This window comes from Streptomyces apocyni (genome assembly GCF_009739465.1).
GTDB lineage: Bacteria > Actinomycetota > Actinomycetes > Streptomycetales > Streptomycetaceae > Streptomyces > Streptomyces apocyni.
On the sequence record NZ_WHOM01000036.1, the window covers coordinates 375,273 to 400,564 of the forward strand.

Sequence of the window (25,292 nt, forward strand, 5' to 3'; positions counted from 1 at the left end):
CGGGAGACTCAGGGAGTGGTCTTGGAGACCACGTACACCATGGGGTGATCGGGGTCCGAGCGGTCGACCGTGACGCTCCGCGTCGGCAACGGCCGCTGCTGCTCGTGGACCAGGCCGGACCACGGCCCTGGCCCGGAGAAGTCCCAGGACACGACGTCCTGGTCCCGCTCCCCGATGGTGATGTCGCGGTCCTTGAGGTCGGCGGGGTCGGCGCCCAAGCGCTCCAGGAAGGTGTCGAGGCCCTCATTGCTGGTGAGGAATTGCACATACAGGCGGCTCGCGCGCCAGTTGTTGGTCTCGTAGTAGGCGACCCGCTGGGACTTCCCGGGGATCGGCACCTCGTAGATGCGCCGCTGGAGCTTGGACGGCCAGCCTTCGGTGAGGCCGGTCGCGGAGTACTTCGCCGCCTTGTCCCGCCCGCTCTCGCGGCTCTGCTCCGCGGAGATCACCAGGTAACCGGCGGGAATGCCGATCAGCAGGAGAATCGTGATCGCGGTGAGCCAGCGCCGACGGATCATGTGACGCCGGTCCTCGGCGGGCTCGGGCCCTTCGTCCAGAAGCGGCGGATGGGACACGGTCATCTACGGGTTTCCCTGGGAAGTGCGGTCGGTGCGGTCGGTGCGGAGCGCCTTCGCGTAGCGCTCATAGCGCTCGTAACGCTCCACCCGACGCCGGTTGGCGCGGCGGAAGCGGCGGGCCACAAGCCGAGACAGGTCGGCCGCGCCGACCATACCCGCCTCCGGGCCGAGCTGGGCCTTGGCGATACGAGCCTCGGGGCGGTAGCCGCGCCCCGTGAGGTGGCGCCGGAAGGCGTCGCGGGCAGGCCCGATCAGCAGATCGTCGGCGGCGCTGACGCCACCGCCGATCACGAAGCACGACGGGTCGAGGGCGGCGGCCAGGTTGGCGATGCCGACCCCGAGCCACTGGCCGATGTCCTGCAGCAGTTCCACACACATCGCGTCGCCGTCACGGGCCAGCTCGGTGATCAGCGGTCCGGTGATGTCCTGGATGTTGCCGCCGACGCGGTCGATGATGCCGTACGCCACCGGGGAGTCCGCCGCGGCGAGTTCCCGCGCCTCCCGGACCAGGGCGTTACCCGAGCTGTACTGCTCCCAGCAGCCGCGGTTGCCGCACGGGCAGCGGTGCCCGCCGGGCACCACCTGCATATGGCCGAACTCTCCGGCGACACCGAACTTGCCGCGCTTGACCTGGCCGTCCTCCAGGATGGCGCCGCCGATGCCGGTGCCGAGGGTGATCATCACCAGGTGGTCCTCGCCGCGGCCAGCGCCGAACCGCCACTCCGCCCAGGCGGCGGTGTTGGCGTCGTTGTCCACCATGACGGGGACCGCGAGGCGGGCCTGCAACGCGTCGCGCAGGGGCTCGTTACGCCAGGACAGGTGCGGGGCGAACAGCACGCGGTTGCGGTCGGCGTCGACCCAGCCCGCGGCGCCGATGCCCACGGCGTGCACATCGTGCCGGTCGGAGAGGTCGAGTACCAGCTCGGTGATGGTGTCCTCGACGACCTTGGGGCTCTTGGACTTGTCCGGGGTCTCGGTGCGGAGCTTCTCGAGGATGTTGCCGTCCGCGTCGACGACGCCCGCCATCACCTTCGTACCGCCGATGTCGATGCCGACGGTGGGGACGCGCGGCGCGGTCAGGTGGGAGCGTCGTTCGCGCGCGGCGACGGTGCGCAGGACACTGGCCCGCGCGGTGCCGCGGTAGGCGAGATCGCGGTAGGTGCTCATCGTGCCGATTCTGCCTCACTTGTCAGGGGTGGTGCAGCGCACCACCCCTGACCTGGTCCGTACGCGTAGGGGGCGGGCGTCACGCCGGGCCGAGCCGCTCCAGTTCGTGGCTGAGCTCTTCGAGCTCGGAGCCGCCCGCCATCTGCCGGGTGAGTTCGTCGAGGCCGATCTCCGCCTTCAGGTGGCTGCCCGCCATGGTGCCCCGCTTGAGGAGGATGAAGCGGTCGCCGACCAGGTAGGCGTGGTGCGGGTTGTGGGTGATCAGGACGACGCCGAGACCGGCGTCCCGGGCGGCGGCGACGTACTTCAGGACGACTCCGGACTGCTTGACGCCGAGTGCGGCCGTCGGCTCGTCCAGTACGAGCACCTTGGCGCCGAAGTAGACGGCGCGGGCGATCGCCACGCACTGGCGTTCGCCGCCGGACAGGGTGCCGATCGGCTGGTCCACGTCCCGGAGGTCGATGCCCATGCGCAGCAGCTCCGCGCGGGTCGTCTCGCGCATCCGCTCGACGTCCAGGCGCTTGAAGGGGCCGACGCCCTTGACCGGCTCGGACCCGAGGAAGAAGTTCCGCCAGACCGGCATCAGGGGCACCACGGCGAGGTCCTGGTAGACGGTGGCGATGCCGCGGTCCAGGGCCTCGCGCGGCTTGCTCAGCCGGGTCTCGTCGCCCTCGATGGAGAAGGTGCCCGCGTCGTGCTGGTGCAGACCGGAAATGATCTTGATCAGGGTCGACTTGCCCGCGCCGTTGTCACCGAGTACGCAGGTGACCTCGCCCGCGTGGACCTCCAGGGACACGCCCTCGAGTGCGCGGATATTGCCGTAGTACTTACTGACGCCGTCGAGGGCCACCAGCGGTTCACCCGCCTCAGGGGCTGGCTGGGGATCCTGCTGGGGGCCTTGCCGGGGGTCTTGCTGGAGGTCTCGCTGGGGGTTCTGTTCGGCGGCCTGTTCGGAACCGTTCACTTCGTGGCCTCCGCACGCTTGCGGACCCAGTGGTTGAGCAGGGTCGCGAGAAGGAGCATCGCTCCGAGGAAGAACTTGTACCAGTCGGCGTCCCACTCCGCGTACACGATTCCCTTGCCGGTCATCCCGAAGATGAAGGCGCCGAAGGCGGAGCCGATCGCGGAACCGTAGCCGCCGGTGATCAGACAGCCGCCGATGACGGCCGCGATGATGTAGATCAGCTCGTTGCCGACGCCCTCGCCCGACTGCACCTCGTTGAACGAGAAGAGCAGGTGCTGACCGGAGACCCAGGCGGCGAAGGCGACCCCCATATAGAGGCCGATCTTGGTCTTCATGACAGGGACGCCAACGGCCCGTGCCGCGTCCTTGTTGCCGCCGACCGCGAAGATCCAGTTGCCCGCGCGGGTGCGCAGCAGAATCCAGGTGGCGACGGCGACCAGCGCCAGCCACCACAGGATCGTGATCTTGAAGTTGACGTCGCCGATGGTGATCTGCGAGGCGAAGACCTGCCGGGCGGACTCGAAACCCTCCATGTCGGAGATCGACTTGGTGGACACCGTGCCGCTGATCAGCTTGGTGAGGCCCAGATTGAGGCCGGTCAGCATCAGGAAGGTGCCGAGCGTGATGATGAAGCTCGGCAGTTGCGCACGGGTGAGCAGGAAGCCGTTGAAGACGCCGATGGCCAGGGTGACCAGCAGGGAGACGAGGACACCGACCCAGATGTTGGCGGTCAGCTGGTAGCTGACCATCGACGAGGTCAGCGCGGAGCTGGTCACCAGGACACCGGCGGACAGGTCGAACTCGCCACCGATCATCAGCAGCGCGACCGGCACCGCCATGATCCCGATGGTCGACGCGGCGTACAGGACCGTGCTCAGGCTGGCGGTCCGCAGGAAGCTGTCGGCCGCGAAGGAGAAGAAGACGAAGACGGCGAGCGCGCCGACCACCGCGCCGAGCTCGGGGCGCCCCAGCAGCTTGCGAAGCAGCGACGTCCGCAGCAGCCTCTCGTCGGCCTTCCCGCCCGTCTTGCCCGGGGATGGGGCTGGGGCCGGGGCGGTGGCGGTCATCGGGTCCCCCGCTTCGTGTAGTCCTCCAGCGTGGCGGCGTCCTTCTTGCCGATGATCTGCGGGCCGGTGAGGACGGGCTTGCCACCGCCGAGTACGTCGGCGTTGTAGAGGTAGAGCCACAGCAGGTCGACGGCCTGGTAGCCCTGGAGGTAGGGCTGCTGGTCGACGGCGAAGCCGAGGCTGTCGTCCTGGAGTCCGCGGGCGACCTTGGCGTTGAGGTCGAAGGTGTTGATCTCGGCGTCGCTGCCCACGTCCTGCTTGGCCTTCACCGCGGTGTCGGCGAAGGGCGCGCCGAGCGTGACGACCGCGTCGATGGACTTGTCGGTCTGCAGCTTGGCTCCGATGCCGGACTGCACGTCGGGCATGTTGGTTCCGTCGACGTAGAGGTTCTGGAGCTTCCCCTTGAAGGTCTTGGCGGTGCCCGCGCAGCGCTGCTCGTGGCCGACGTTGCCCTGCTCGTGCAGGACGCAGATCGCCTTCTTCTTGCCGCGCGCGTTGAGCTCGTCGCCGACCGCCTCACCGGCGATGGTCTCGTCCTGTCCGACGTGGGTCAGGGCGCCGAAGGCCTTGGACTCGGCCGAGCCGGAGTTGACGGTGATCACCGGGATACCGGCCTTCTTGGCGCGGGCCAGCGCGTCCTTCATGGCCCCGGGCTTGGCGAGGGTGACGATCAGCGCGTCGACCTTCTTGTCGATGTACGAGTCCACCAGCTGCGCCTGCTGCTGGCCCTCGTCGTCGTGTGCGTAGAGGAAGTTGATGTTGTCCTTGACCGCGGCCTGCTCGGCCCCGCTCTTCACGATGTCCCAGAACGTGTCGCCATCGCCGGAGTGGGTGACCATTCCGATGGTCCAGCGGGGGGTGTCGACCGCGGCCCTGCCCTGCGCCTGGGCCTTGCGGGCGTCCTCGGCGCGCTTGCCGCCGGTGCTGCTGCACCCCGTCAGCGACAGTCCGATCGCCGCCGCCAGCGCGACGCCTACCCAGGTTCGTACCGTTGCCACGAAGTCGTGCCCCTCTAGCTGATCTCGCTGATCTCGCTGGTCTTGCTGCTCTTGCTGGTCTTGCTGGTCTCTCGCCGTACTGGTCGGTACGGCGGGGTCGTGTGCAACCCCGAACGCCCCAGTATCGGACACAGCAGCCATAGGTACGGTCATCGGGGGCGAGGGAAAGGTCACCGGGTGCCGTTTTTGGTCAGCTTCTCGAGCCGGGGCACGTCCTTCTCGGTGACGATCGCGGGGCCGGTGAGCACCGGCTTTCCGCCGCCGACGATGTTGGCGTTGGTCTGGTAGAGCCACAGTTCGTCGACCGCGAGGTAGCCCTGGAGGTAGGGCTGCTGGTCGACGGCGAAGCCGATGGTCTTGGCCTTGAGCTGCCGGACGACGTCGGCGTTGAGGTCGAAGGTGTCGATCTCGGCCTTGCTGTTCGCGTCCTTCTTGGCCTTCACCGCGGCCTCGGCGAAGGGCGCCCCGAGGGTGACGACCACATCGATGGTCCGGCCGGACTTGGCGGCCTCCAGCTTCGCCTGGATGGTCGACTGGGTCTCGGGCATGTTGGTGCCGGTGACGTGCAGGTTCTCGGTCGAACCGCCGAACGCCTTCTTCACGCCCGCGCAGCGGTCCTCCAGAGAGACGTTGCCCTGTTCGTGGATGACGCACAGGGCGTTCTTCAGACCCCGCTTGGTCAGCTCGTCGCCGACGGCCTCACCTGCCACGGCTTCGTCCTGCCCGATGTGGCTGAGCGCGCCGTACTGCGCCGAGTACGCTCCGCCGGAGTTGATCGTGACGACGGGAATGCCCGCGGCGGCGGCCTTGGCCAGGACGTCCTTCATCGCCTCGGGCTTGGCGAGGGTGACGACGATTCCGTCCACCTTCTTGTCGATGTAGGACTGCACCAGCTGGGCCTGCTCCTTGGCCTCGTCGTCGTGTGCGTAGAGAAACTCCACGTTGTCCTTTGCGGCCGCCGTCTCGGCGCCGCGCTTCACGATGTCCCAGAAGGTGTCGCCGTCACCTGAGTGGGTGACCATCGCGATCTTCAGCCGGGGACCGGAGGCCTTGCCGCCACCCACGCCGTCGTCGGACGTGTCCTCGGAGTCCTTGCCTCCGGAGCTGCTGCATCCGGCCGCGAGCAGGATCAGCGCTGCGCAGGCCGCGGCTGTTGCCGCCGTGCGGGCTGTACGCATGGTGGGGCCACCTCATCTCCCGGCCGCGCGGTGCGGCTGGGGGAGTTCTAGCGGCGGGCGTACGGCTCCGTCAATGGTTTGTCCGAACATTCTTACGGCGACGTGCTTGCGCCTGACGTTCCTCCAACTGACCCTTGTGCGACGGGCGTTCCTACCGCTGGCGCTCCTGCCGCTGACGTTCCTACGGTCGGACGAGCAGTTGGAACTCGAACGAGTAGTGCGAGGCCCGATAGAGGTGGGAGCCGAACTCGATCGCGCGCCCGGTGTCGTCGAAGGTGGTGCGCTCCATGGTGAGCAGCGGCGCGCCCGCGTGCTCGCCCAGCGGCTCGGCCTCGACGGCGGTGGCGGCGCGCGCCCCGATGGACTGGCGGGCGCTGTGCAGGGTGATCCCCGCGGCCCGCAGCAGCCGGTACAGACCGGTGGCCTCGAGCTGCGGCGAGTCCAGGGTGAGCAGTCCGATGGGCAGGTGGTTGCGCAGGTACGCCATCGGCTCGTCGTGGGCCAGGCGCAGCCGCTCGACGCGGTGGACGTCGCCGCCCTCAGCGATGCCCAGGGCGGCCGCTACCTCGGCGGACGCGGGTTCGACGGTGGTGCGCAGCACCCGGGTCGTGGGGCGCTGCCCGGCCGCCTCCAGGTCGTCGTACAGGCTGCTGAGCTCCAGGGGGCGCTTGACGTGGCTGTGCACCACCTGGGTGCCGACGCCCCGGCGGCGTACCAGGAGACCCTTGTCGACCAGTGACTGGATGGCCTGGCGGACCGTCGGGCGGGAGAGGCCGAGCCGCTCGGCCAGGTCGATCTCGTTGCCGAGCAGGCTGCCCGGGGCGAGGGTGCCCTGTTCGATCGCCGATTCGAGCTGCTGGGACAGCTGGAAGTAGAGCGGGACCGGGCTGCTGCGGTCCACGCCGAGCGGGAGGGACCGGGTCTGCGCGGTCCGGGCCTGCGCTGTCCGGGTCTGCGCTGTCCGGGTCTGCGCGGTCTGGTCCGGCAGGGGCTTGGGCACGGGCCGAGCGTAGTCCCGCGAGATGGCGGCGGGAAGGCTCGGCGACGTTCGGTTGTCCGGACAAACGCCGGAGAAACAATGGACAGGGGGGTGCGGCGGTGCGAGGTTGGGGCCATGCGCATCGGACTCATCGGAGCAGGTCGGATTGGTTCGTTCCACGCGGCGGTGCTCGCTCGCCATCGTGAGGTGGGGTCCCTCCTCATCGCGGACGCGGACCCGGCGCGGGCCACGGAGCTGGCACAGCGACTCGACGCCACAGCGGCACCCAGCGCGAACGAGATCTTCACCTGGGGCGTGGACGCCGTGGTGATCACGGCGGCTACGGCGGCCCACGCGGAGCTGATCGGCCGCGCGGCCCGGGCCGGGTTGCCCGCCTTCTGCGAGAAGCCGATAGCGCTGGACCTGACGGGGACACTGGGCGCGCTCCGCGACGTGGAGGCCTCCGGCTCGGTGCTCCAGCTGGGGTTCCAGCGGCGCTTTGACGCGGGCTTCACGGCCGCGCGGGAGGCGGTACGGGAGGGTCGGCTGGGGCGGTTGCACACGGTGCGGGCGATCACCTCCGACCCGGCGCCGCCCCCCGCCGCGTACCTGCCGCTGTCAGGCGGCCTCTACCGGGACTGCCTGATCCATGACTTCGACATGCTGCGCTGGGTGACGGGGCGCGAGGTGCGCGAGGTGTACGCGATGGGTTCGGACGCCGGGCCCGCGATGTTCCGCGAGGCGGGCGATGTGGACACCGCCGCCGTGGTGCTCACGCTGGACGACGGGGTACTCGCGACGGCGACGGCGACGCGGTGCAACGGCGCGGGCTACGACGTACGGATGGAGCTCGCCGGTGAACTCGACCAGGTGACGGTCGGCCTGGACGACCGCACGCCGATCGCCTCGACCGAACCCGCCGGGCCACCCGCCGCCGACAAGCCGTGGTCCGGCTTCCTGGAGCGCTTCGCGCCTGCCTACGAGGCGGAGCTGACCGCCTTCGTCGAGGTGGTGCTCGGCGAGCGGAACAACCCCTGCGACGGGGGTGAGGCGCTGCGGGCGCTGCGGATCGCCGAGGCCTGCGAGCTGTCGCGGCGCGAGCGGCGCGTGGTACGGCTGGAGGAGATCGCGGGCGGGTGAGCCGGACGGGTGAGCCGGGCGGTACCTGGGGAGCCGCGAGCCGGTGAACCCGGCGCGGACTGGGTGGCGAGGGCCCCCGGGGTCCGGCAGGATCTGGCCCATGGGGACGCAACCAGCCATCGTGGAACGCGCCGCGCAGCCCTTCGTAGGCGTCAGGAGCCGGGTCACACTGCCCCGGTTCGGCCTGCTCGCCGACCGTCTCCCGGAGGTGCTGGGTTGGCTGGGCGAGCGCGGCATCACCGCCACGGACGGCCCCTTCTTCCAGTACGAGGTCATCGGCGCGGGCGGCCTGTCGGGTGGGGAGCACCAGGTGGTCGCGGGGTTCCCGGTCGCGGAGCGGGTACGGACCGACAGCGGCGCCCAGGGCGCTGACGGCGACCCCTTCGGCGGCGTCCTGCCCGCTGGGCACTATGCGGCGGTCACGCATATCGGCCACCCGGACGGGCTGATCGAGGTCACGGCCTCGCTGCTGAAGTGGGCGCGGGCCAAGGGCCTGGAGTGGGACATGACCCGGGCGGACGGGGACGAGATCTGGGGCTGCCGCCTGGAGAGCTACAAGACGGACCCCAGGGTGGAGCCCGACCTGAACAATTGGGAAACGGAACTATCCTTCCGACTCAGGGATTAGAACCGATCAGGGCCAATCAGAGCCAGTCAGAGCTGATCAGGGCCGACCAGGACCCTCCAGCAGACCCGCGTCATGGACCAACAGGGCGATCTGCACCCGGTTGTTGAGGTCCAGCTTGGTCAGGATGCGCGAGACATGGGCCTTGACCGTGGCGACGCTCATGAACAGCTCCGCGGCGATCTCGGCGTTGGCCCGGCCATGGCCCACCGCGATGGCCACCTCCCGCTCACGCTCCGCCAGGACGTCCATCCGTACCCGTGCCCGGGCCGTTCGGTCAACGTGCGGCTCCGGGCCCGCGGCACGGGCGATGAGCTGACGGGTGACGGCCGGTGAGAGGACCGGGTCGCCCGCGGCGACCCGGCGTACCGCCCGCACGATCTCGGCGGGCGGGGTGTCCTTGAGTACGAAGCCCGCGGCGCCCGCCCGCAGCGCCCGCAGCACCTGTTCGTCGGCGTGGAAGGTGGTGAGGACGACCACGTCGGGCGCGTCCGCACGGCCGCGCAGCTCTTCGGTGGCGGTGAGACCGTCGACGGACGGCATCCGGATGTCCATCAGGACCACATCGGGGCGGGTGCGGTCGACCAGTTCGGCGACCTCACTGCCGTCGGCGGCCTCGCCGACGATCTCGATGTCGTCGGCGCCGCCCAGCATGAAGGACAGGCCCGCGCGGACGAGGGGGTCGTCGTCGACCAGGAGCAGCCGGATCACAGTCATGTGCCCCACGGTAGCCAGGCGTTGACGTAGTACCCGCCAGCGCCGTCGGTTCCGTGCTCCAGGCGCCCTCCGGCCAGCGCCGCGCGCTCCGTGAGCCCGATGAGCCCCTGGCCCGAACCCGGCACCTTGGGGACATCCCCGGGGGGTGCCGGATTACGTACCTCGATGGTGAGTCCGGCGCCCGATTCACCGGCCACACGCACGGCGACCGGGGCGCCGGGGGCGTGCTTGCGGGCGTTGGTCAGGCCCTCCTGGGCGATGCGGTAGGCGTTACGCCCTACGTTCGCCGGTACCGCGGCCGGGTCGGCGACGCACTGCTCGACAGCCACCCGCGTACCGGCCGCGCGGGATTCGGCGACCAGCGTGTCCAGGGCGGCGAGGGTCGGCTGTGGGCGGCCACTGTCGTCGGCGGGCTCACCGGCCCGCAGTACCCCGATGATCTCCCGCAGGTCCTGGAGCGCCTCGTGCGCGCTGTCCCGGATGACTCCGGCCGCGCGGGCGATCTCGGCGGTTGGCGCGTCGGGGCGGAACTCAAGTCCGCCCGCGTGCACGCTGAGCAGCGTGAGCCGGTGGGCCAGTACGTCGTGCATCTCGCGGGCGATGTCCTCGCGGGCGAGCCGCTGGGCGTGCTCCGCGCGCAGCGCCGCCTCGGTCTCGGCGCGCTGGGCGCGATCGCGCAGACTGAGCAGCAGCTGGCGCCGGGAGCGTACGAACATGCCCCAGCCGATGACCAGGGCGGTGAGCAACACGATGAACGCCAGCATCACGCCGTACGGCAGTTCGTCCTCCGGCCGCAGCCACAGGATCAGCGGGATGGTGGCGAAGCCCGCCCCGGCGATCCAGGCCACGTACCGGAACGGCCGGTGCACGGCGACGGTGAACAGGGCGATCAGGCCCGCGCCGCCCGAGCTGTCGGACAGCACCCCGGCCACCACCAGCGCCACCGCGAGCCCGACCGGCCAGCGCCTGCGCAACCAGATAGCGGCGCAGGCCAAGGCGCCGATCACCTGGTCGAGGGCCATGAGCTCGTCCGACATATACGTCCGCTCGGACATCGTGTCGATGGAGATCAGGCCCAGGATGACCGCGACGAAGAAGCAGCCGAAATCGACCACCCAGTCGCGCAGAGTGCGCCGGACCCGGCCCCCGCGTGCCCGGTCCGGGTCCAGTTCGGCGGCGACCCCCGAAGGCAACAGCAAGGGGAACGTCCGCCCTTCCCAGGGAGGCTCCCACGGCGGGGCGCCCGCGGGAGGGCCGGACTGCTTCACACCACTCATGTCGCTCAATCTACGCAGCTCCGGGGCCTGGTAAATCCCCCGGCGGGCCGCCGTAGACCAAAGTCGGCCGATCCTCAACCTTCGGCCAGTCGGCTCTGGCCGTCCGGCCGATGCCGGAGGGCGACCCCGTCACGACGATCGACGTATGAAGCAGCTTCTCGAGTTCCTCGGCGTGCTCGCCCTCTTCCAGGGCGCGACCGCGTCGCTGTACGGACTGACCGGCTGGCCCGAGGGCTGGGGACTGATCCAGCGCCTGTCGTTCTTCGACGGGTACGAGCTCTTCGCGGGGCTCGTCTGTGTGGTGCTGGCGGTGGCGCTGTTCGCCGCGTCGGGGAGCGCCAAGTCCTGAGCGCACGGGCTCCGCGCGCGGGCTTCGCGTTCGGGGTCACTCCTCCAGCGCGTACGACCCGTAGGTCGGCCGCCCTTCCCGCTCATAGGTGCCGATGACGACCCCCGCGGCGGTCGTACGGAACCCGGCGAGCCGGAACGCCGTCGGCAGCCCGCCGTCCGCGAAGAGCCGCTTGCCGGTGCCGAGCACGACGGGGAACGTCAGCAGGTGGACGGTGTCGATCAGGTCGTGGGCGAACAGGGACTGGGCGAGCGCACCGCTGCCGTGCATCTGCAGCTCGCCGCCGGGCCGGTCCTTGAGCGCGCTGACGTCCTTGATGAGGTCGTCCCGGCCGATCAGCTCGGTGCCCTGCCAGTCGCCGCTGGTCAGCGTGGTGGTGGCGACGTACTTGGGAAGCGCGTTGAGCTTGGAGGCGACCGGGTCGGCGGGGTCGGTGATCTTCGGCCAGTAGGAGGCGAAGATGTCGTAGGTGCGACGGCCAAGGAGGAAGGCGTCCACACGGTCGAAGACCTCGTTCATGAAGGTGCCGAAGTCCTCGTCCCCGTACGGAACCGACCAACCGCCGTGCTCGAAGCCGCCGCTGGTGTCCTCGTCTGGGCCGCCCGGTGCCTGGTAGACGCCGTCAAGGGTGACGAACTGGGTGAGGGTGAGCTTCATGGCCGGGCCTTTCTCCTACGTGGGGGCGTCAAGGTGCATCAAGAGGTGTCACTGTTCAGACCCTCCCCCGGTCCGGAACTCATCGCGACCGCGAGGTCCGTTTCCCGCCAGCCGCGATGACCTCGGAACGATTTGCTTGAACCTGCAAGCACATAGGACAACAGCGGGAAACGGGAGAGGCTCAACATGTCTTCACTGACCGGCAAGACGGCCCTGGTCACCGGCGGCAGCCGCGGCATCGGCGCGGCGACCGCGGTACGGCTGGCCCAGCAGGGCGCCGATGTGGCGATCACCTACGTACAGGGAGCGGACGCGGCGCGGGATGTCGTACGCAAGATCGAGGCGGCCGGACAGCGGGGCGTAGCGATCCAGGCGGACGCGGCCGAGGCTGGCTCCGCAGCAGCTGCCGTGGAGCGGACCATCACCGAGCTCGGGCGCCTGGACATCCTGGTGAACAACGTGGGCGTCGGAATCCTCGGCCCCTTGGAGAGCCTGACACTCAACGACGCCGACCGGATACTGGACGTCAATGTGCGCTCGGTCTTCCTGACCGCGCAGGCCGCGTCCGCGCACCTGGAGCGCGGCGGCCGGATCATCTCCATCGGCAGCTGCATGGCCCAGCGCGTGCCGGGCCCCGGCGGAGCGCTCTACGCGACCAGCAAGGCCGCACTGATCGGCCTGACCAAGGCACTCGCCCGAGAGCTGGGCGGCCGCGGCATCACGGCGAACATCGTGCACCCGGGCCCGATCGACACGGAGATGAACCCGGCCAACGGCCCGTACGCCGAAGCGCAGAGCGCCATGACAGCGCTGGGCCGCTACGGCTCCCCGGACGAGGTCGCGTCACTGGTCGGCTACCTGGCCGGGGACGACGCCGCGTACATCACCGGGTCCGAATTCTCGGTCGACGGCGGGCACGCGGCGTAGGGCCTGCGGGACGCGGGCGCGGGCGCGGCGCGGACCTGATCCGGTCGCACTCGCGCCTGCCGTCGGTTGCTGAGCATGACACGAGGATTTCTTCGGGGACGTAGTGTGTTCGACTCCTGAGGGAAGGTACCGAAGATGACCGATCCGGTCGCTCCACAGGGGCACCCGCACCCGCACCCACCCGAAGTCCCGGAGTCGGCAGGTGCGGTGTGGCTGAAGGGACAGTTGCTGGGGGTCGCCACCGCTCTGTATCCGGACCGACGGCCTGTCGAGGTCCGCGAGTGGAGCGACCCGGTACGGCTCGCCGCCGCCCCGGCGCCGGTCGGTCACCGCCACCTGTTCCTTATCGGTGTCGGTGGCGACGATCGACCGTCCTCCCCCGGTTTCGCCAACGCCCTGGACGCCTTCACCGAGGCCGACTGGACCGTGCGACGACGGGATCACGGCCTCCCCGGGGAGAGTTGGGCGACGGTCGGGCGTGAGGATTTCCAGGTCAGGGTCTACGAGGGCGTGGGGCCCGGAATTCTGACGTTCACCGGTTGGACGCCGGTCGTGTTCGCTGAACGGCAGCTGGTTCAGCCGAGGTTCACGCCCAGCACGATCGACATCGACGGCGTGGTGTGCCAGGACTGCCAGGGCTCGGGGGTGTGCCTGCTGTGTGAAGGCAGGCCCTACACCGGTGGCAGCGGTGGCTATGGGCGATGCTGGTGTGCCGGGAACAACGCGGGCCCGGGCGCGTGCGTCGAGTGCGCCGGGCGAGGCTACGACCCCGCGCACGATGTGGCGTGGAAGCGCAGGCAGCACGGACTCTCCGATCCCACGGGTGGCAACCCGTTCGCTGCCTACGGCCCCTTCGACACCCCCGACATTCCCGACGCGCCCACCCGGATCCCCACCGAGGCGGGGCACGGCTCCAACACCGCCGCGTTCATCGACGTAAGCCAACGGCATTGCGCGTGTGGGGAGTTCCGCTGCTTCTGGCGCAACGTCCTGTCCGACGAAGGTGATCACCGGCTCTCCCGGTTCGCCGCCGTCTGTCAGGGATGTGCCGCCCACCGCGCCTACGCGTTCCGAATCCCGCCGTGCTCTCGCGCAGGAAGGGCAGGAAGGGACAGCCTGTCATGAGCCCGCATGACGACCTGCCGCCGGAGCCCGGCCGCGACGCGAAGACCTGGGATGCGGTTCCTTTCGACCCTGAGCTCGGTGCGGCCCTCGCGGCCCGGGGTAACGGTGGAAAGGGGGCGAGGGAGCCGCTGACCCTGGCCAATCTCGCGGCCCGGCAGGAGCGGGACGCCGCGGCCCGGCCCAGGCCGACGCTCACGCAACTCCGAGCCGACGGCCTCTTCGAGGTCGAGGATCTGCGGGTGCCGGGAGCGGCGGGCGGCCGGGATCTCACGCTCGTGAGCGCACGGCCCGCCGACATCGCGGGATCGCTCCCCCTCCTCTACTACCTGCACGGCGGCGGCATGATCATGGGCAACGCGTGGTCCGTGCTGCCACGCCTGCTGCACGACTGGGCCCTCCCCCTCGGGTTGGCCGTGATCTCGGTCGAGTACCCGTTGGCGCCGCAGGCGCGCTACCCCGCAGCGGTGGAGGACTCCCACACCGGACTGGTCTGGGTGGCCGAGCACGCGACCGACCTGGGCATCGACGCGCACCGCGTCGTCATCGGCGGAAAGAGCGCGGGCGGTGGACTCGCCGCGGGACTCAGCCTGCTCATCCGCGACCGAGGCGGGCCCACACCGACCGGGCAACTACTCATGTCCCCAATGCTGGACGACCGCGACACCACCGCCTCCAGCCATCAGATGGACGGCGTCGACACCTTGGACCGCGCCTCGCTCGCAACCGCCTGGCAGGCCTACCTCGGCAACCGCCACGGCGCCGCGGACCTGCCGCCCTACGCGGCCCCCGCCCGCGCCACGGACCTGTCCGCACTCCCCCCGACCTACGTCGATGTCGGGTCGGCCGAGATGTTCCGGGACGCGGGTGTGGCGTACGCGAACGCCATCTGGCAGGCCGGCGGCCAAGCCGAACTCCACGTATGGCCCGGGGCATTTCACGGCTTCGACACCTTCGCACCACGGGCGGCGCTCAGCCGGGACGCCCGGGACGCCCGCACCCGCTGGCTTCGCCGCATCGTCGCGTCACCCGGTACCGGCGGACAGCGAGGACAGTGACAACCCGCGCCAACTCTTCCTGAGCGGCATCTGGCCCCGGGCCCGCACAGAACCGGGCCTGGGCGCATTGGACGGTACGGCCCCCCGCGGGTGAGGGTGAACCCGGCGCCAGTGACCGCGATCGCGATCGCGACAGGGCCGCGTCATCCCATCCCCTAACGCGCCCCACGTGCGGGGCGTCCCGGAGGTTCGGACCATGCAGTACACCCGTGCCCGGCGTGCCCTTCTCGGTGTGCTCGCCGTGCTCGCCATCACCCCGCTCGCGGCCTGCGGACAGGGAAGCGGAAGGGGCAGCGGCCCGGTCGCGTCACCTCCGTCCGCTGCCACGGCGAGCGAGAGTACGCATGCGGAGACGACTGCCGACGCCCTACGGGCACTCGAGCGCGAGTTCGACGCACGGCTGGGGGTCTACGCCATCGACACCGGGACCGGACGGGAGGTGGCCTACCGGGACAACGAACGGTTCGCCTACGCCTCCACATTCAAGGCGCTGGCAGCCGGTGCCGTACTCCGCCAGCACTCCCCGAACGGTATGAACCAGGTGATCAAGTACTCCCGGAACGATCTGGTCGCCCACTCCCCCGTGACCAAGAAGTACGTGACGACCGGGATGACCCTGCGCGAACTGTGTGACGCGGCCGTCCGCTTCAGCGACAACACGGCGGGCAATCTGCTGCTGGACGCTCTGGGCGGGCCCAAGGGCCTGAACTCCGCGCTGCGGGACCTGGGGGACGACGTCACCCGGGTGGAGCGCCGCGAGCCGGAACTGAACCAATGGGCCCCGGGGGCGACCAGGGATACGAGCACGCCGCGTGCGCTGGCCAGCGACCTGCGGGCGCTTGTGCTGGGCGATGCGCTCGGCGAGACCGAACGGACGCAGCTCGCGCGGTGGCTGCGAACCAACACCACCGGAGCGGAACTGATCAGGGCAGGGATGCCCAAGGGATGGGTGGTCGGCGACAAGACCGGGGCAGCAGGCGTCTACGCCGTCCGCAACGACATCGCGGTGGTATGGCCCGCCGATGCCGCTCCGATCGCCCTGGCGATCACGTCGAACCGCGGCGAAGAAGACGCCGACTACGACAACATGCTGATCGCGGAAGCGGCGTCCGTGGTCGCCCGCGCGCTGTCGTAGGCAGGAGACGGGCGCCGCGGCCGTCCCCTTGGCCGCGCGGCCGAGCGGTGAGCGGCCCGCCGCTGTCGGCGGAGGCCATGGCCGCCCCTGGGCCCGTGAGTCTTGCCTGCGGGGGCGGGTTCAGGGCCGGTGCCCGGCGGCATTGTCGGCGCCGTGTCCCAGGGCGCCCTCGCCCTCGGTGTCCAGGCGCGGCAGCAGCCGGTCCAGCCAACCCGGCGTCCACCAGGCGGACTTGCCCAACAGGGGTCACCACGGCGGGCACCAGCAGCAGCCGGACGACCGTGGCGGCGATGAGCACACTGGCAGCCAGGCCCAGACCCACCGTCTTGACCACGATGTTGTCCGAGACGGTGAACGCCGCGAAGACGCTGACCATGATCAGAGCCGCGCTGGCATTGGGGTCCCCGGTGCGCAGCGAGGCCTCACGGAGCCGGGAGAGCAGGAAGATCTCGTAGTCCATGCTCAGGCCGAAGACGATGGCAAACATCATCATCGGTACGTAGCTCTCGATCGGCACCTTGCCGGAGACGCCGGGCGCGGGGCCGCCCCACCGCCACACGCAACGGCCGCACCCGAAACAGCACCCCACCGCCCGGGTGCGCTGCAACTCCACCCCCGCCGGGACCACGGCACCACCACAACACACCCGTAGCCCCGGAACCCGCCATCAGCTCCGCCCCCAACCGAGCCGTCATCACCGCCAGCGGCACCGGCTCCCCCGACTCCGCATCCCGCAGCACTACCCTGGCGGCACCCCACCCCGCTGGAAAGCCAACAGCCACACAGGCCACCCACGGCCCACCACTCAACACCCGCCGCACAGACCGGTGATGGACCAGATACACCACCCCACTCGCGGACAACCCGACGCCACCACCCCCACAAGCAACAGCCCCTACCTCCAGCCACCCAACCCCACCCGCCTCCGAGACACCTCAAGCACCACCCCGAAGGCAAACGAACCCAACCCGCCCCACACCAACCACCGACCCCGCCGCCCAAAGGTCGCTGCCGTCGTCGCGGGCGAAGGCGAAGGTGGCGACGACCGGTTTGACTCCGAGACACTCCAATAGACGGAGCCCGTACAGCCGTACACCTTCCGCGCCAAAGGGCCCACCGTCAACGCTGCTTTCTATCGGCCTGCGAGATGCTCACACGGAACCCCCTCACCTTCACCCAGCCGGGCGTATCAGTGCTCTCGCAGCCCAACAGCCCGGCTGGTAATCGAGCAAAGCAAGAGATATCAGGAATCACCCCGTGCCGACCTGGCGGCGTCGAGAATAGCTGCGGCGATGTCGTCGCTGCGGCCCCGGCGGCGGAGCCAAACAGCATAGTTTGGTTTGAGGAAGGCCAGGCTCAGCCATGCCTTCCCCGGGGTGTAGCCGATCACCAGGCCATAATACCCGGGTTCCACATGCGTAACTCGGGCCAGCGGAATTCTATGCCATCCAAGGACATGCCTCACCAGGACGGCATCGGGGGTAAGGGCGACACTTGCCCTGCAGGCGTACAGGGCGAGCCAGGAACCGAGGAGAAGGAACGAAGTGCCTTCCATTATGTAGGAGCCCTGGAAAATGACAGGGGAAAACCCAAGAAAGAAGAGGGCGAGCAGTAGCAGAACAGTGCGCTGCCAGACTCGGAGGGTCCACTTGCGAACGATAGTTGCGCTTGACTTCGTCAAGTCGACCGCGCTTGGCCTTTTTCCCCGCTTACCCACTCGCCCTCCCCGCGTCCTCATCACCCTGAATTACAGGCTCTCAGGGTTAGCTTCTAATCAGCAGAGACCCCTCAGTGGCGAGGCCGGCGAAGCCGAGCGTCGCAATCACCGCACCGACAAATCTAATTGTGCGTACGGTAACCGCATCGGAAACACCGAACAGTGACTGCTGAAGAAGTAGAAGGACACGTTCCGTGGAATCGCGAAGGTTCGCGGCCAGAAGAAGACCAAGCCCACCAAAGAGCGCATAGAACACCATGGACCCAATGCTGCCCTCCTCTGATGCGCGACCAGTGGCGAGGAAGTAATCAAACAGGGGGCTCGTCATCTCAAGCCGCTCAATTCTGGACAGTGCGACAGTGCGGGTGCTCGAAGGAGCCCGCAGGTTGCGGAGTAGCTGCTGGACCCATCGGGCCCTCAAAAGGACGCAAAGTGACGCGGAAGGAGGGGCCGGAGTTCTGCTCGCCAGCTAGTCAACCAGGGACAACCGTCGCCACGATCAATGCGATAATGGCACCCACTAGGCAACCGTCCGCAATCCACGAGACAGTGATTGCCCTACGGGGCGTGATGTCATCACCTCCCAGGCTGCGGCGTTCTTGGAGAGCATCCTTAAGGTGACCCGCAGCTCTATCCGACGTGCCGACAAAGTGGTCCAGCAGCGACCCGCCAAAAGCAGTAGCGTGGACTTCATCCCCATCTTTAGTGCGCAGGGTGAGTGTGCCGCTCGCAGCTGTCCCGACTCGTGCGATATGGCTGCAGGGGAGTGAATACGTGAATACCGGGTTCACCACTTTCACTTTGTGAGTTTCCAGCACGATGCGGGAGCACAAGATGCGTCGCACCAGTGCGATCGTGGCGAGACAAGCAGCGACACCAATAAGAGGACCACGAGAGGCGTGAGGAGAGATCTTACCGGCAGCAGCTACCGCAAGAATTCCCAGAATTATGACGATGATCCAGGACAATATCGGAAAAGACCTTCTGCGTATGACTTTTCGCTCACTCTTGGACTTGCTCATCCCAGCGCCCCTCGTCTCTGCCATTCAGGGAGCGGCTGGAGCCGGAGCGCCTAGGGGCTTCCTAGGCATGACCCACTCCAGCCGTCCCTACTGGATCCTAACAGGCTCCTGCGTAAGCGCCAATACTTGTATCGCCTGCTCCGCAGAAACCGACATTGAATCCGGCATTAATGCTCATGTTGCCGTATGTTGCGCCCCTGTCTATGCGGGTCGTCGAGCGCATTACTGCGTGCCCAGTGGAAGTTGCCGAACGGACTTTAGATATGCTCGTGTAGCGAGATAGCGCGTTGCTTCCGTACGCTTCACGCCAGGTCTTCGCGCCACCGAAAGCCCGCCCGAACGCCGCAGCGCTACCTCCCCCAACGGCCGTCCATGCCAAATCCTTGCCATAAGCCCGATAATCCCAATTATCGGTCTTTAGTCCGTCACCCAAGAATTTTGCCGTTGCGACCCCAGCACCTACTGCTATGCACGCTCCAGCAGATACGACTACACAGGCGCCGAAGGTGGCGATGGTCAGGCCTGTCTTGATTCCATCCCAGTTGTCGCTCGTCCAGTCACCTACGGCACTGGCTGCGGAGGAGGCACCAGAGACGACCTTGCCCCCGGTCGCGTTCCATGCGCTTTTCCAGAAGCCGTCGTTCTTTTCGTTCTTCTTGCGCTGGGCTTCGGCGGCCTTGCGGTCTCGTTCGGCTTGTTCTGCTGCTCTGATCTGGGCTGCCTTGCGGTTTGCTGCGTTGGTGCCGTTGCATTCAGGGTCTACGCCACAGGTGTTCCAGTAGGTGTTGTAGCTCTTCTGCATCTCCTTCTGCCGCTTGTAGTACTTCTTGGTCGGCTTGTTGTTGCTGTCGGTGTAGCCCTTGAGCCTCAGGCCGTTCTTGAGAATCTTGGAGTTTCCGTAGCCCTGGCCGGAGATCTCGTCGTAGATCATTTCGCCGGTGGGGTCGGAGAAGGTGGTGGGGTTGCTGTTGCCGTACTGGTAGGGGTTGTGCTGGCGGGCGTCGCCGGTGATGAGGAACGGGTCGACGGAGATGAAGCGGCCCAGTTGCGGATCGTATTCACGGGCGCCGAGGTGGGTGAGGCCGGTGGGGTCGGTGGTGCCGCCGACGAAGCCGCGGTCGCCGGGCCAGTTGGCGCCGGTGGCGGAGCGGGGGCCGCCGAAGGGGAGTTGCTTGCGGCGGGTGACGGTCTGGACGGCTCCCATGGCGACGGCGATCATGCCGGTGCCCTGGTGGTCGCCGAACAGGAAGGTGAAGCCGTCGCTGTTGCGGATGGCGACGGTCTCGCCGCCGTGGGTGTAGTAGCGGGTGGCTGTCTTGGCGCCGGAGGCGGTGGTCTTGAGTTCGTTGCCGCCGGGCAGGTAGGCGGTGGTGGTGCCGTCCGCGTTGCGGGCCAGCATCCGGTTGCCATCGGAGTCGTAGAGGTACTCCGTCTTCTTGCCGTCCTCGGTGAGGGTGGCGAGGTTGCCTTCCGCGTCCCAGGCCATCTTCTGGTCGCGTGCGCCGCCGGTGCGGGCGGTGGTGTTGCCCGTCTCGTCGTAGGTGAACGTCTCCGTCGCGTCGTCGTCGGGGCCGCCGGTGGTGGTGACCGAGCGCAGGGCGTGCGGGTTGGTGTCGCCTGCCTTGCCCGTGGTGTAGGTGCGGGTGGCGGTGGTGGAGAGGCCGCCGGTGGCGTGCTGGGTTTCCTTGGTGCGGTTGCCTGCCACGTCGTAGGTGTAGGAGTGCCAGTAGGAGTCCGGGCCGCCCACTGTGGTTGTGGAGGGGGCGGTCTTGCAGTCGTCGGTGGCGGACTTAGTGGTCCAGGCCTCGGTCATGCGGCGCAGCGCGTCCATGTCGAAGCACTGGGTATCGGTGACCGCGGCCTGGTCCTGGCCGGAGGTGCTGGAGATGCGGGTGGTGTTGCCAGCGGCGTCGTAGGTGTAGCGGGTGTCCTCGATGCGCAGGGCGTTGTCGCCGTCGATGGTGTTGCGAGTCAGGTCGCCGGTGTGCTCGTCGTAGTTCGTAGTCCGGTACACCTTCTGTCCGAAGGCGCCGTACTCGGTGCGCACCGGGCGGGCGAACACGTCATAGTCGACGTTGCCTACCAGCGGCACACGGCCTGCTGTGGTGCGGCTGGGAAGGTCCTGGTCGTTGAAGTTGGTGGTGACCCGTTCGGAGGGGACGTTGCCGATCGCGGGGTGCATCGTCCATGTCTGGGCGCCGGTGTACTGGTTGTAGCCGAAGCTCCAGGTGTAGTCCCCGGCCAGAGCACCCTCATTGGTGGGGAGGATGGTGGTGGACGAGGTGGGTTGGCCGCGGTCGTTGTAGCCGTTGATCTTCGTGGTGTAGGCCTTGCCGTCCACGTAGCGGGTGTCGGAGGCGGCTAGGCCCTTGGCCACACTGTCGTACGACCAGGCTGCCAGTTGGGTGTTGCCGTGCTTGAGGTCCTTCTTGCGGCCCAGCGTGTCGTAGCTGGTGGTCAGCGTGGTGCCGCGGGCGTCGGTGGTCTTCACCGGCCGGTCGGCGGCGTCGTACGTGGTGGTGGTGATGCCCTTGTCCGGGTCGTCGGCCTTGATCTGGCGGCCGCGGGCATCGTAGGTCCACGTCCAGCTGGTGCCTGCCGGGTCGGTCATCCTGGCCAGGCTGCCGTGCTTGTCGTAGGCGTAGGTGGTGGCCTGGAACTTGGTGCGGGCCACGTCGGTGTAGGAGCGCTGCTCGGTCTTGCGGCCCAGCGCGTCGGTGATGGTGGTCGTGGCGGTGCCGCCCTTGGGCGGGATCACGGTGGTGCGGTCGCCGCTGTGCTGGGTGGTGGTGCGCTTGGTTTCGTCGCCGAACTTCAGGGAGATGGTGGCGGTGGTGCGCCCGGCGCCGTCGTAGACGTTCTCCACCCCGGCCGGGACCTTGGTGTCGTCACCGGCGACCAGCGTGGCCGACGGCTTGCCATCGGCGTAGTAGGCGCCGTAGGACTTCCAGACCAGGCCGCGGGTGTCGTACCGGGTCTCGGTGACCACCCGCCCGCCAGGGGCGGCGACAGCCGGGGACTGGCTCTGGCGTTCGCGGAGCAAGCCGTCCAGGAAGGTGTAGCTGGTGGCGTACTCGCCGAGGTGGTTGAGCGTCTTGGTGGTCACCACGTTCGGCTCGGTCCGCGACAGCTTGTAGCTGAACTTGGCGGACGGCAGCTTCGGGTTGGCGGCCTTGGAACGGCCCGAATCCCACGCCTGGGTGACCCGGCCCAGCGCGTCGTACGTCATGTCAGTGCGGTTGTTGTTGGCGTCGACGGTGGCCGTGGTGACGCCGCGGCGCGGGTCGGTGTACTCGGTGCTGGTGTGGCCCAGGGCGTTGGTGGAGACCGTCTTGGTGGCCGCCTGGCCGGTGGCCGGGGTGTAGGCGACGGTCGTGGTGGCGCCGGAGGCGCCGGTCGACTCGGTCTGGCGGCCGTAGGCGTCGTAGCTGGCGGTGTTGACCGTCACATAGCCGGTGCCCGCGCCGTTGTGCTCGTCGCGGCGGGTCTCATCGCCCTTGGTGGGCGCCGCGCCCATGGTGCTGGAGCCGTCGTAGTAGAACCGCTCGGTGCCGACCAGGTCGGCGGGCAGGTTCGGCGTGGTGCCGCAGGCCTTGGCGACGGTTGTGGACTCCGCGACCAGGGACAGGAAGTTCTTGGCGGTGTTGCGGGCGTAGGAGGTGGTGGTGCACCGCTCGTCGCCGGACTTGGCTGTGTCTCCGGCCTCGGAAGCGGAGGCGAGCATGCCGTAGGAGTCGAAGGTCCGGGTCGTCTCGGTGCGCCGCAGAGTTCCGCCGGTGACGGTGGTGCGGGTCTGGTCCTTCTTGGTCCCGGTGCGGTAGGCGTGCACGGTCGGCAGGTTGTCCGCGGCGCGGGAGTGGCTGGCGGTGGCCGACGAGCGCCACGGGGTCTGGCTGGTGGCCGAGATGAGGGCCCCGCCCACGCCGTTGTAGGTGGCGCTCTCGCGGGTCATGCCCGCGAACGCCTCGTGGTCGGTGATCTCGTTGCCTTCGCCGTCGGCGACCTTCGCCCCGGCGATCCCCCGGAAGTAGCGGGCCTCGGACAGGCCCTGCTTGCCCTCGGCCGGGTCCCCTGTGCGGGTCTGGACCCGCTCGTAGCCCCGACGGTCGCCGTAGGTGCGGTGCTTGGCCTTGGTGAACTCGTCATCCCCCTTGGCCCAGGCCAGTCCCCCCAGGTAGGAGTAGTCGACCCGCACCACCGGGGCGCCCGCGGTGTTGTCGGACTCCAGGATCTGGGTGACCACATAGGAGTGGAACCAGTCCTCATACGGCTCGTACTCCGCGTCCGGCGCGTCCGGCGGGGACCAGATGACGGGGTAGCAGCGCTTGGTGTTCGAGGACGGGGTGGGCAGGCTGCCTGCCTTGCACTCCGGGGCGGAATAGGTGACCCCCACAGTGCCGCCGGTCTCGGTCTCGATCCCGTAGACCCGGTAGCGGTTGTAGGCCGGGACCGGGTCGACAGCACCCTCGACGCGGTTGGGCAGCTGCTGCCCCTTGAACGTCACCGCCGGGAGCGTGACCGGCGTGTCGGCGGTGTGCCCGGTGCGGGTGATCGAGGCCAGCCACAGCGGCGGGTCAGTGCCATCCCCGGTGGAGGGGAACTGGTGCTTCAGCGCCCAGGAGTCAGTCTTGTGATAGGTACCGTCGTCCAGTACCGACGTGGCGATGCCGGTCAGTCGCTTGCGAGTGAAGTACGAGGGCGAGGAGTTGCCCTCGCAGTCGTCACCTGACTTGCAGTACTGGTCGAACGGGACGTCTGGCCACTTCTTGGCGTTGGCCTCGGTGAACTTGTCCGCCGCGCAGTCGAAGCTGCTGGTCTTCAGGCACCGCTCGGACACGGTGAAGTCGACCTTGGCCGCCGCCTTGTCGGCGTACATGCGGTTCGAGCGCAGCCCGTACTCGATGCGCTTGAGGTAGCCGCCGCGGGTGTAACTGGTGGGCGTGCCCTTGAAGGAAGCGTCGATGTTGCGCTGGTAGTGGTTGGACTCCTTGGCCCAGTAGTAGGCCATGGCGTTGCTGTGCGGGTCGACCACATAGTCCAGGTTCCACCGCCACCCCTGCTGGCACCAGGAGTCCTTGAACGAGCTGGCATGGCACGGCTCGCCGGAGTGGTTGCCGAACACCGGCACCGTGAAGGTGGAGTTGGTCTCCCCCTTGCCCTCGGCCCAGCCGGGCAGCCGGTTGAAGCCGAAGTAGTAGCGGGTGCCGTCCGGAGTGGTCACCCGCCAGTACTCGCCGTTGTTGTCGCCGTTGCCGCGCTTCGAGCTTGTCAGCTGGGCGATCTTCGTACCGTCGTCGGCCTTCTTACGCCACTCGCCACTCGCGTCGTCCTTGACCAGTTCGCTCGAGGAACCGCCCAGCGACAGCGTGGCGTTCTCCTTCTTCCAGCACTGGTCACCGACCTTATGGGACGGATTGTTGCCGTCCTTCTTGTCGTCCTCGCACGCGATGTAGCGGCGCTCGATGAAGCCCGGTGACAGCGACCAGCCGTCTCCCACCCAGTTGGCCTGGTTGTTGGTCGCTGCTGTGCGTCCGTCCACGGACTGCGAGGAGTACGCCAGGTCCAGGCTTGGCTCCAGGCCGCCCGGCACGGAGGGGGTGTCGACGTCATAGGCCCAGGAGAAGCCTCCCGAGGAGCCGCCCGCCTCCCACTTGCCCGACGGAGACAACGGCGTGGCAGTGAAGTCACCGGTGCCGCCTGAGGGAGCGGCACTCACCGCGAACAGGGTAGTGCCGGAGGACACCGAGCTCTTGGGCGCGGCCTGCATCGGGAAAGTGGACCGCTGGACCGGGTCCCCCGCCTCCGGTACCGAATCCTCAACGATTTCGGTGTCGACCTCCGCCGACAGGATGCCGCGCTCGCGGTCGTTGGTCGTGTCGACCGCCTTGCCCGGCGCGCAGCCCTTCTTGCCCGGGGTGGTCACCGCGCACTCCGGAACCTCACGCAGCGTCAGGCGTGAGGCCCAGTCACCGCCGTACATTCCGGCGAAGTCCGAGTAGTCCACCTCCAGGCCGACCCGGGCCTTGCCCTTCTTCGCCTTCTTGCCCTTCTCAGGGCCGTGGCCCTGCACGGCGATGAGTACGCCGTCGATCCCGGCCGCCTTCGCACTCCACCGGTCAAGGGTCTGGACCTGCAGACGCCGGGCACGGCTGGCGCCTTGCTTGGCGCCCTTCGCACTCTTCGCTGGCGCCAACTTCACAGGCAGGGAACCGGCCTTCGCCGTCTTCCCCTCCTCTCCCTCGCTCGGCACCTCGGTGGTAGTGGTGCCGGCCTCGGGCCAGTCCGCCTTCTCGTCGGGCTTGGCAGGGTTCTTGACGGTCTCGTCCGGCTTGTTGAGGCCCTTGCCCTGGACCTCGGAGACCGGCACCGGGTCCGGCTTGGTCAGTCTGCGCAACTCCAGCTCGGCCGCGGCGGCCACCGGGCCACCCAGCAGACCGGCCATCAGATAGGCCACGAGCATCAGGGCAACTACCCGCGCACGTCTGCCAATTACACGCACGGGACGGCGAAACGCCATGGGACGCAAACCGGACACCATTCCCCCCACAGGAAAGTCTCAAAAGAAAAAGCAACGGCGACCGTAACATCCCAACAAGCCCCCCAGAGGCTGGAGTA

20 protein-coding genes and 1 pseudogene are annotated in these 25,292 nt (G+C 68.5%); 7 read left to right on the forward strand and 14 right to left on the reverse strand.

Going from position 1 to position 25,292, the window contains the following annotated elements; all coding sequences use genetic code 11:
- Window positions 1–8 precede the first annotated feature (8 nt).
- The 7 genes from GCN81_RS05325 to GCN81_RS05355 form a co-directional block, all read right to left on the reverse strand.
- Entirely contained in the window at window positions 9–581 is a 573-nt protein-coding gene (locus GCN81_RS05325) for a sugar kinase (protein ID WP_156722260.1), read from the reverse strand.
- Window positions 582–1,745 carry an ROK family glucokinase gene (locus GCN81_RS05330; RefSeq protein ID WP_156722261.1) on the reverse strand — a complete coding sequence of 388 codons (1,164 nt, stop codon included), beginning with the start codon at window positions 1,743–1,745 and terminating at the stop codon, window positions 582–584.
- Window positions 1,746–1,824: 79 nt separating this feature from the next.
- Window positions 1,825–2,598, reverse strand: a complete 774-nt coding sequence (locus tag GCN81_RS05335) for an ATP-binding cassette domain-containing protein (RefSeq protein ID WP_156722386.1) — start codon at window positions 2,596–2,598, stop codon at window positions 1,825–1,827.
- A 107-nt stretch (window positions 2,599–2,705) separates the two neighbouring features.
- Window positions 2,706–3,776 carry an ABC transporter permease gene (locus tag GCN81_RS05340; RefSeq protein WP_156722262.1) on the reverse strand — a complete coding sequence of 357 codons (1,071 nt, stop codon included), beginning with the start codon at window positions 3,774–3,776 and terminating at the stop codon, window positions 2,706–2,708.
- Window positions 3,773–4,774: a sugar ABC transporter substrate-binding protein gene (locus GCN81_RS05345; protein WP_156722263.1), complete on the reverse strand. Its 1,002-nt coding sequence runs from the start codon at window positions 4,772–4,774 to the stop codon at window positions 3,773–3,775. The genes GCN81_RS05340 and GCN81_RS05345 overlap by 4 nt, the downstream gene beginning before the upstream one ends.
- Window positions 4,775–4,944: 170 nt before the next feature.
- Window positions 4,945–5,952 (reverse strand): sugar ABC transporter substrate-binding protein, encoded by a 1,008-nt coding sequence (locus GCN81_RS05350; RefSeq protein ID WP_156722264.1) that lies wholly within the window; start codon window positions 5,950–5,952, stop codon window positions 4,945–4,947.
- Between the two features lie 181 nt (window positions 5,953–6,133).
- The gene (locus tag GCN81_RS05355; RefSeq protein WP_231626392.1) at window positions 6,134–6,853 is read right to left on the reverse strand and encodes a GntR family transcriptional regulator; all 720 of its coding nucleotides are present in this window, start codon (window positions 6,851–6,853) and stop codon (window positions 6,134–6,136) included.
- A 213-nt stretch (window positions 6,854–7,066) separates the two neighbouring features.
- On the opposite strand from GCN81_RS05355, the gene GCN81_RS05360 reads away from it, so the two are divergent.
- Both GCN81_RS05360 and GCN81_RS05365 read left to right on the forward strand, forming a co-directional pair.
- Window positions 7,067–8,071 (forward strand): Gfo/Idh/MocA family protein, encoded by a 1,005-nt coding sequence (locus tag GCN81_RS05360; protein WP_156722265.1) that lies wholly within the window; start codon window positions 7,067–7,069, stop codon window positions 8,069–8,071.
- 100 nt (window positions 8,072–8,171) lie between these two features.
- A complete protein-coding gene (locus tag GCN81_RS05365) occupies window positions 8,172–8,699 on the forward strand; it encodes a GyrI-like domain-containing protein (protein WP_156722266.1) in 528 nt (175 codons plus the stop codon).
- Between the two features lie 36 nt (window positions 8,700–8,735).
- Here GCN81_RS05365 and GCN81_RS05370 read toward each other — a convergent pair whose 3' ends face one another.
- Both GCN81_RS05370 and GCN81_RS05375 read right to left on the reverse strand, forming a co-directional pair.
- A complete protein-coding gene (locus GCN81_RS05370) occupies window positions 8,736–9,413 on the reverse strand; it encodes a response regulator (protein ID WP_156722267.1) in 678 nt (225 codons plus the stop codon).
- On the reverse strand, window positions 9,410–10,690 hold the full coding sequence (locus GCN81_RS05375; protein WP_156722268.1) for a sensor histidine kinase: 1,281 nt from the start codon (window positions 10,688–10,690) through the stop codon (window positions 9,410–9,412). Before GCN81_RS05375 ends, GCN81_RS05370 begins: the two co-directional genes overlap by 4 nt.
- 145 nt (window positions 10,691–10,835) lie before the next feature.
- Here GCN81_RS05375 and GCN81_RS05380 point away from each other — a divergent pair, with 145 nt between their 5' ends.
- On the forward strand, window positions 10,836–11,039 hold the full coding sequence (locus GCN81_RS05380; RefSeq protein ID WP_156722269.1) for a hypothetical protein: 204 nt from the start codon (window positions 10,836–10,838) through the stop codon (window positions 11,037–11,039).
- A gap of 36 nt (window positions 11,040–11,075) precedes the next feature.
- Here GCN81_RS05380 and GCN81_RS05385 read toward each other — a convergent pair whose 3' ends face one another.
- Window positions 11,076–11,696, reverse strand: a complete 621-nt coding sequence (locus GCN81_RS05385) for a dihydrofolate reductase family protein (RefSeq protein WP_156722270.1) — start codon at window positions 11,694–11,696, stop codon at window positions 11,076–11,078.
- 186 nt (window positions 11,697–11,882) lie between these two features.
- Between GCN81_RS05385 and GCN81_RS05390 the strand changes: the two genes are divergently transcribed.
- The 4 genes from GCN81_RS05390 (at window position 11,883) to bla (ending at window position 15,938) form a co-directional block, all read left to right on the forward strand.
- Entirely contained in the window at window positions 11,883–12,623 is a 741-nt protein-coding gene (locus GCN81_RS05390) for an SDR family NAD(P)-dependent oxidoreductase (protein WP_156722271.1), read from the forward strand.
- Between the two features lie 135 nt (window positions 12,624–12,758).
- Window positions 12,759–13,748: a hypothetical protein gene (locus tag GCN81_RS05395; RefSeq protein WP_156722272.1), complete on the forward strand. Its 990-nt coding sequence runs from the start codon at window positions 12,759–12,761 to the stop codon at window positions 13,746–13,748.
- Window positions 13,745–14,803 (forward strand): alpha/beta hydrolase, encoded by a 1,059-nt coding sequence (locus GCN81_RS05400; protein WP_156722273.1) that lies wholly within the window; start codon window positions 13,745–13,747, stop codon window positions 14,801–14,803. Before GCN81_RS05395 ends, GCN81_RS05400 begins: the two co-directional genes overlap by 4 nt.
- 196 nt (window positions 14,804–14,999) lie before the next feature.
- The gene (gene bla / locus GCN81_RS05405; RefSeq protein ID WP_156722274.1) at window positions 15,000–15,938 is read left to right on the forward strand and encodes a class A beta-lactamase; all 939 of its coding nucleotides are present in this window, start codon (window positions 15,000–15,002) and stop codon (window positions 15,936–15,938) included.
- A 120-nt stretch (window positions 15,939–16,058) separates the two neighbouring features.
- Here bla and GCN81_RS05410 read toward each other — a convergent pair.
- The 4 genes and pseudogenes from GCN81_RS05410 to GCN81_RS05425 form a co-directional block, all read right to left on the reverse strand.
- Window positions 16,059–16,494 (reverse strand): annotated as a pseudogene (locus tag GCN81_RS05410) (MMPL family transporter); the annotation flags it as partial.
- Window positions 16,495–17,701: 1,207 nt separating this feature from the next.
- Entirely contained in the window at window positions 17,702–17,914 is a 213-nt protein-coding gene (locus tag GCN81_RS05415) for a hypothetical protein (protein ID WP_156722275.1), read from the reverse strand.
- 214 nt (window positions 17,915–18,128) lie between these two features.
- Entirely contained in the window at window positions 18,129–18,677 is a 549-nt protein-coding gene (locus GCN81_RS05420) for a hypothetical protein (RefSeq protein WP_156722276.1), read from the reverse strand.
- Window positions 18,678–18,774: 97 nt separating this feature from the next.
- A complete protein-coding gene (locus tag GCN81_RS05425) occupies window positions 18,775–25,137 on the reverse strand; it encodes an RHS repeat domain-containing protein (protein ID WP_231626379.1) in 6,363 nt (2,120 codons plus the stop codon).
- Between the last annotated feature and the right edge of the window lie 155 nt (window positions 25,138–25,292).